Genomic DNA, 5,725 nt, shown 5'->3' with positions numbered 1-5,725 from the left:
ATCGTGTTCCACCGCGTCATTCCCGGCTTCATGGCCCAGACCGGCGACCCGACCGGCACGGGCGAGGGCGGCTCCGAGCTGCCGAACCTGAAGGCCGAGTTCAATCCAACCCATTTCAAGCGTGGCGTCCTCGGCATGGCCCGCACCAACGACCCCGATTCGGCCAACTCTCAGTTCTTCATCATGTTCGGTGACGGCGGGTTCCTCGACGGCCAGTACACCGCCTTCGGCGAGGTCGTCTCGGGCATGGACGTCGTGGACAAGATCAAGGCGGGAACGCAGGCGAACAACGGCGCGGTGACGAACCCGGACAAGATCATCTCCATGAAAATGGCGGGATCCTCGAAATAGGAGCTTTGACATGAGCGAAGGCAACACGCTGACCCTCGACACGACCAAGGGCCCGGTCGTCATCGAAATGAACCCGGCCATTGCGCCGAGCCACGTCGCCCACATCAAGAAGCTCGTCAACGAGGGCTTCTACGACGGCATCGTCTTCCACCGGGTGATCGACGGGTTCATGGCCCAGACCGGCTGCCCGAACGGCACCGGCACGGGCGGGTCGAAGTACCCGAACCTTAAGGCCGAGTTCAACGCCGAACCGCACGTTCGCGGCACGGTGTCGATGGCGCGCGCGCAGAGCCCGGATTCGGCCAATTCGCAGTTCTTCATCTGCTTCGACGACGCCAGTTTTCTCGACAACAAGTATACGGTGTGGGGCAAGGTGACGTCCGGCATGGAGAACGTCGACAAGATCAAGCGCGGCGAGCCCGTGCGCGACCCCGACAAGATCGTCAAGGCGACGGTGAGCTGAGGGTCGCTTCGCGCGAGCGCGGCGAGATGATAGTGTGAATTGCGTCCCGGGCGGCTGAGCCGCCCGGATTTGTTTCAGCGCCGAGACCTTGAAAGGAGGGCGCGTTTGGAAAACGACCGCTTCTTCGTCAAGAGCCTCAAGCTCGAAAATTTTCGCTGTTTCGAGAAGGTTGAACTGGGGCCGTTCGATCCGCACTTCAATCTGCTTGTCGGGACGAACGGGGCGGGCAAGTCGAGCGTGCTACTGGCGCTGGCGGACATCTTCAGACCATTGGCGGCCCTGGGTGGAATTCTCAATTCCGACCGGATACTCAATTCCAGAGATAACCGCGCTGGTCCTGTTCTGTATCAAAACCTGCCTCAGTCGACAGCGAGGTATCCTTGGAAGTTGTCTGCGGAATTTGAATGGGCCGCCGATGCTTTCGAAGTCAAAGATCAATTCGAACCGCAACCCGCGTTTGAGCGTCAGCCGAAATTATCACGCATGAATACTGTGGGGTCTTCGGAAATAATCCCAGGCGGGTTCCAATCTGGCATGTTTGCTTCTAGAAGCGAACTCATTGTGTTGTATGGAGTAGAAAGGCGGTTCGATAATAAACATCGCGAGGACGATTTTGTAGTCCAAAATCCGAAAAGCGCAGCATACCTCAATTGGCTTGATGCTGGGCAGAGTTCGAAAACTCTACAAGAATGGATGCGGGATCAAACAATCGTTGACTTGCAGTTGGCAAGACTTCGTGATGGCTCTTTTGTTGACACTCCCGAACTATCGGGACCGAGTCGGACTTCTCCGAGCCCACTGTCTATAGTTCGCGACGCAATTCGGGAGGCCGTCGAGGGAGCAAGGGAAATTGAATACGACGGGCAACGAAAGGACATCGTAGTAAGGCTTGCCGATGGTCGAGTGTTGGAATTTGCGGGTATGAGCGACGGTCAGCGTGCTCTGATCGGCATGGTCGCTGACATTGCCCGTCGCGCTTGCGTGCTAAGAGGCGATGTGCTTGATTTTGACGTCCTGAACTATACCACCGGCCTCGCTCTGATCGACGAACTTGACCTCCACCTCCATCCGAAATGGCAGCGGCATATCGTGCGGGCACTCAAGCGCGTCTTTCCGAAAATCCAGTTCTTCGCAACAACCCACTCGCCGCAGGTGATCGGCGAGGCGAGGCCAGAGGAAATTGTCCTGTTGACGCCGCAAGGTCAGAAGCGGCCGATTGGCAGCTACGGGATGGACTCGAACTGGGTCCTCGAATGCGTCATGGAGGTCGAGGATCGCGATCCGGCGATCGCCAGGCGGATCAAGGATATATTCGACGCGATCGACGATGACCGGATCGAAGAAGCCAAGGGGATGATTGCGGCGTTGCGCGCCGATATCGGGAACGCGCCGGACATCGTTGGCGCGGAATCCTACATCTGGCGGATTGAGCACCAGGGCGACGAGGCGGCCGAGTGAGGTTCATCAAGAAGGGTTCAGAGCCGGCCACGCTTCGGAAGTTCAAGGCTGAAAACAAACAGACGCCCGAGGTCCTGACCTATTCCGCACTGCGCGCCGACATCAGAAACGATCTTTACGCATGCATGCTCGCCGAGCAATGGAAGCTCTGCGCGTACACGATGATGCCGATCGGCCGGCAGCCGGACGCTGCGCGCCGCGATTTTCACGTCGAGCACATTCAGCCGCGCTCGGGGTATCCTGAACGCGAACTCGATTACGACAATCTCGTCCTCTGCTCACCCGGTCCCCAGCACCCGGAACCGGGCTTCGGCGCAAGACAGAAAGGCGATGCCGACGTCAGCGACGCCAATTTCGTTTCGCCGCTCAACGCGTCGTGCGAGAGTCGATTGCGCTTTGGAATTAACGGCGCCGTCCGTCCGGAAAAGCCCGACGACGCGGCCGTCATCCGGACGATAGACCTGCTGGCGCTCAATCATCCGTCTCTTATCGATGGCCGGTCGCAGGCTCTAAAGGCGCAGGGGTTGGGACCATCCGCAAGAAAGCCGATTTCCGCGACAGAAGCCCGGCGGCTTACGGCGGCCATCATGATGGCCGACCCGAAAGGCGAGATCGCCGCTTTTTGCGTCGCGGTCAAACAAGTCGCTGAGCACTTCGCTCGGCAAAGCCAAGCGCGCTCGGCCCGGGTCAAGGGCGCGGCGGGCGGGTAAAACACGCATGCGCGTCGACGCTTTCGACTTTGAGCTTCCGCCCGACCGTATCGCGCTCGAGCCGGCCCACCCTCGCGACAGCGCGCGGATGCTCGTCGTCGCGCCGGGAGGCGGGCTCATGGACGCGCGTGTCTCGGACCTGCCGGATTTCCTGCGGCCCGGCGACGCGCTCGTCGTCAACGACACCAGGGTGATCGCGGCGCGGCTCGATGGAATCCGCGTGCGGGGCGAGGCGGTCGCGGGCGTCGAGGCGACGCTGATCAAGCGGATCGACGATTGCCGCTGGCGGGCGCTCGTCAAGCCCGCCAAAAAGCTCCGGGTCGGCGAGCGCATCCGGTTTGGCGAGGCGAGCGAGAGCATGGCCTGCCTGCTTGCTGCGCTCGACGCCGAGGTCGAGGAGAAGGGCGAAGCCGGCGAGGTCACGCTGCGCTTCGACTTCTCGGGCGCCGCGCTCGACGAGGCGATCGACCGCCTCGGCATGGCCCCGCTGCCGCCCTATATCTCCGCCCGCCGGGCCCCCGTCGAGAAGGACCGCGCCGACTATCAGACGATGTTCGCCGCGCGCGACGGCGCGGTCGCCGCGCCGACCGCGGGCCTCCATTTCACCCCGCGCCTGATCGAAAGCCTTTTGGCGCGCGGCGTCTCGCTTCATCGCGTGACCCTGCATGTCGGCGCCGGGACCTTTTTGCCGGTCAAGGCCGAGGACACCGAGGCCCACGTCATGCACAGCGAATGGGGCGCGATCGACGGTGGCACGGCGGAGGCGCTGAACGCCGCGCGCGCGGCGCGCGGGCGGATCGTCTCAGTCGGCACGACTTCTGCGCGCATTCTCGAAAGCGCGGCCGACGAGGGCGGCCGCATCCGCCCCTTCGCCGGCGAGACGGCGATCTTCATCTCGCCGGGCTACCGCTTCCGCGCGACCGACGTGCTGATGACCAACTTCCACCTGCCGCGATCGACGCTGTTCATGCTGGTTTCCGCCTTCAGCGGGCTCGAGACGATGAAGGCGGCCTACGCACACGCGGTCGATTCGAGCTATCGCTTCTATTCCTACGGCGACGCGTGCCTGCTCATCGGCGCGCGCGACGCGGACCGGCCGACCGCATGACCGACGAAATCGTCCTGACCGTCCACGCCCGCGACGGCGACGCACGCCTCGGGGAACTCTCGACGCCGCGTGGAACAATCCGCACGCCGGCCTTCATGCCAGTCGGGACGGCGGCGACGGTCAAGGCGATGCGGCCCGAGGACGTGCGCGCCACCGGCGCCGACATTGTTCTCTCCAACACCTACCATCTGCTGCTGGCGCCGGGGGCGGAGCGCATCGCCGCGCTCGGCGGCCTTCACAAGTTCATGAACTGGCCCCATCCGATCCTGACCGACTCGGGCGGCTTTCAGGTCATGAGCCTCGCAAAACTCCGCAAGGTCAGCGAGGAGGGCGTGGCGTTCAAGTCCCATATCGACGGCTCGCGCCATGAGCTGACGCCTGAGCGGTCGATGGAGATCCAGCGGCTGCTGGGCTCCGACATCCAGATGCAGATGGACGAATGCGTGAAGCTGCCGTGCCCGCCGGAGGAGGCGGAGCGCGCCATGCGCCTGTCGCTGCGCTGGGCGGAGCGGTCGAAGGCGGCCTTCGGCGACCAGCCGGGCCGGGCGGTGTTCGGCATCGTGCAGGGCGGCGTGGAAAACAATCTAAGGATCGAGAGCGCCAGGGCGCTGGTCGCCATGGATTTCCACGGTTACGCGATCGGGGGCCTCGCGGTCGGCGAGCCGCAGGCGGATATGCTGGAGACGATCGAAACCGTCGTCACGTGCCTGCCCGAGATGAAGCCTCGCTATCTCATGGGCGTCGGGACGCCCGACGACCTCTTGCAGTCGCTCAGGCGCGGCGTCGACATGTTCGACTGCGTCATGCCGACCCGGGCCGGGCGGCATGGAATGGTGTTCACCCGGCACGGCCGGATGAACCTGCGCAACGCCCGCTATGCCGACGACCCGAGGCCGATCGACCCGCGGTCCCCGTCGCCCATGGCCCGGGACTATTCCCGCGCCTATTGGCGCCACCTCGTCAAGTCCGGCGAGATCCTCGCCATGATGGGCCTGACGGAGATCAATCTCGCCTATTATCAGGAGCTGATGGCGGGCGCGCGCAAGGCGATCGCGGAGGGGCGGCTCGGCGCCTACATCGAGGAGACCCGCCGCGGCTGGACGGAGGGCGAGGCCGAGGGCGGGTAAGGGAGCCGTTTTTCCCCGAGTTGAAGCGCAGGAAGGAATCTGGATCAGAGCCCGACATGCAAGGGGCGAGACGCCCGCGGGCGCCTCGCCCCATGTTTCCGTCCTCGCAAACGCTTCGTCGTCTCGTTATTTTTTCTGTTCCCGGAAAGCGATACCTCCGGGCCGAGGCGGCAAAGCGTGTCGTCCTCCCACAGACTTTGCGGCGTCCGGCGCCAAAGAGTTTGGCAGCGGCCTCCTTTTCGCGCCGACATTGCTATTCCACTTTTCGGGTCCTGTCACGGGGCTTGGCAGCCCTGCCATGCAAAAATTTTCTACCAATGAGTTGATTGGTCAATTGTTTCCTGAAGGAAGCAAATGTGCGGATTGCCCGCCCAGGGTGTGGCGATTCGCCCGTCTTTCGCCGTCCGCCCCAATGGCGTAAAACCGCACACGGAGTACGCCAGCAAGGAAGCCCTCTCATGACTGCAATCGTCAACGTCGTCGCCCGTGAAATCCTCGACAGCCGCGG

General features: G+C 63.1%; 7 protein-coding genes. 6 read left to right on the top strand and 1 reads right to left on the bottom strand.

The annotated features are described in order from the left end of the window. The 6 genes from ACLP25_RS22990 to tgt all read left to right on the top strand — a co-directional run. Positions 1-351 (top strand): peptidylprolyl isomerase (locus ACLP25_RS22990; protein WP_442471460.1); only part of this gene is annotated, 351 nt, incomplete at its 5' end. A 10-nt stretch (positions 352-361) separates the two neighbouring features. Continuing rightward, complete coding sequence (locus ACLP25_RS22985) at positions 362-814, top strand: peptidylprolyl isomerase (RefSeq protein ID WP_442471459.1); 453 nt, start codon at positions 362-364, stop codon at positions 812-814. Positions 815-919: 105 nt separating this feature from the next. Next, complete coding sequence (locus ACLP25_RS22980) at positions 920-2,272, top strand: AAA family ATPase (protein WP_442471458.1); 1,353 nt, start codon at positions 920-922, stop codon at positions 2,270-2,272. Then, positions 2,269-2,982 carry a retron system putative HNH endonuclease gene (locus ACLP25_RS22975; protein WP_442471457.1) on the top strand — a complete coding sequence of 238 codons (714 nt, stop codon included), beginning with the start codon at positions 2,269-2,271 and terminating at the stop codon, positions 2,980-2,982. Before ACLP25_RS22980 ends, ACLP25_RS22975 begins: the two co-directional genes overlap by 4 nt. Positions 2,983-2,989: 7 nt before the next feature. After that, positions 2,990-4,090, top strand: coding sequence for a tRNA preQ1(34) S-adenosylmethionine ribosyltransferase-isomerase QueA (gene queA, locus ACLP25_RS22970; RefSeq protein WP_442471456.1), 1,101 nt, complete (start codon positions 2,990-2,992; stop codon positions 4,088-4,090). Then, entirely contained in the window at positions 4,087-5,217 is a 1,131-nt protein-coding gene (gene tgt, locus ACLP25_RS22965; RefSeq protein WP_442471455.1) for a tRNA guanosine(34) transglycosylase Tgt, read from the top strand. Before queA ends, tgt begins: the two co-directional genes overlap by 4 nt. 311 nt (positions 5,218-5,528) lie before the next feature. Here tgt and ACLP25_RS22960 read toward each other — a convergent pair. Next, positions 5,529-5,725 (bottom strand): hypothetical protein (locus tag ACLP25_RS22960; RefSeq protein WP_442471454.1); only part of this gene is annotated, 197 nt, incomplete at its 5' end.

Source organism: Roseiarcus sp. (genome assembly GCF_052145395.1).
Taxonomy (GTDB): Bacteria; Pseudomonadota; Alphaproteobacteria; order Rhizobiales; family Beijerinckiaceae; genus Roseiarcus.
Note: the sequence above shows the minus strand (reverse complement) of the source record. Positions and strands in the feature narration are given on the sequence as shown.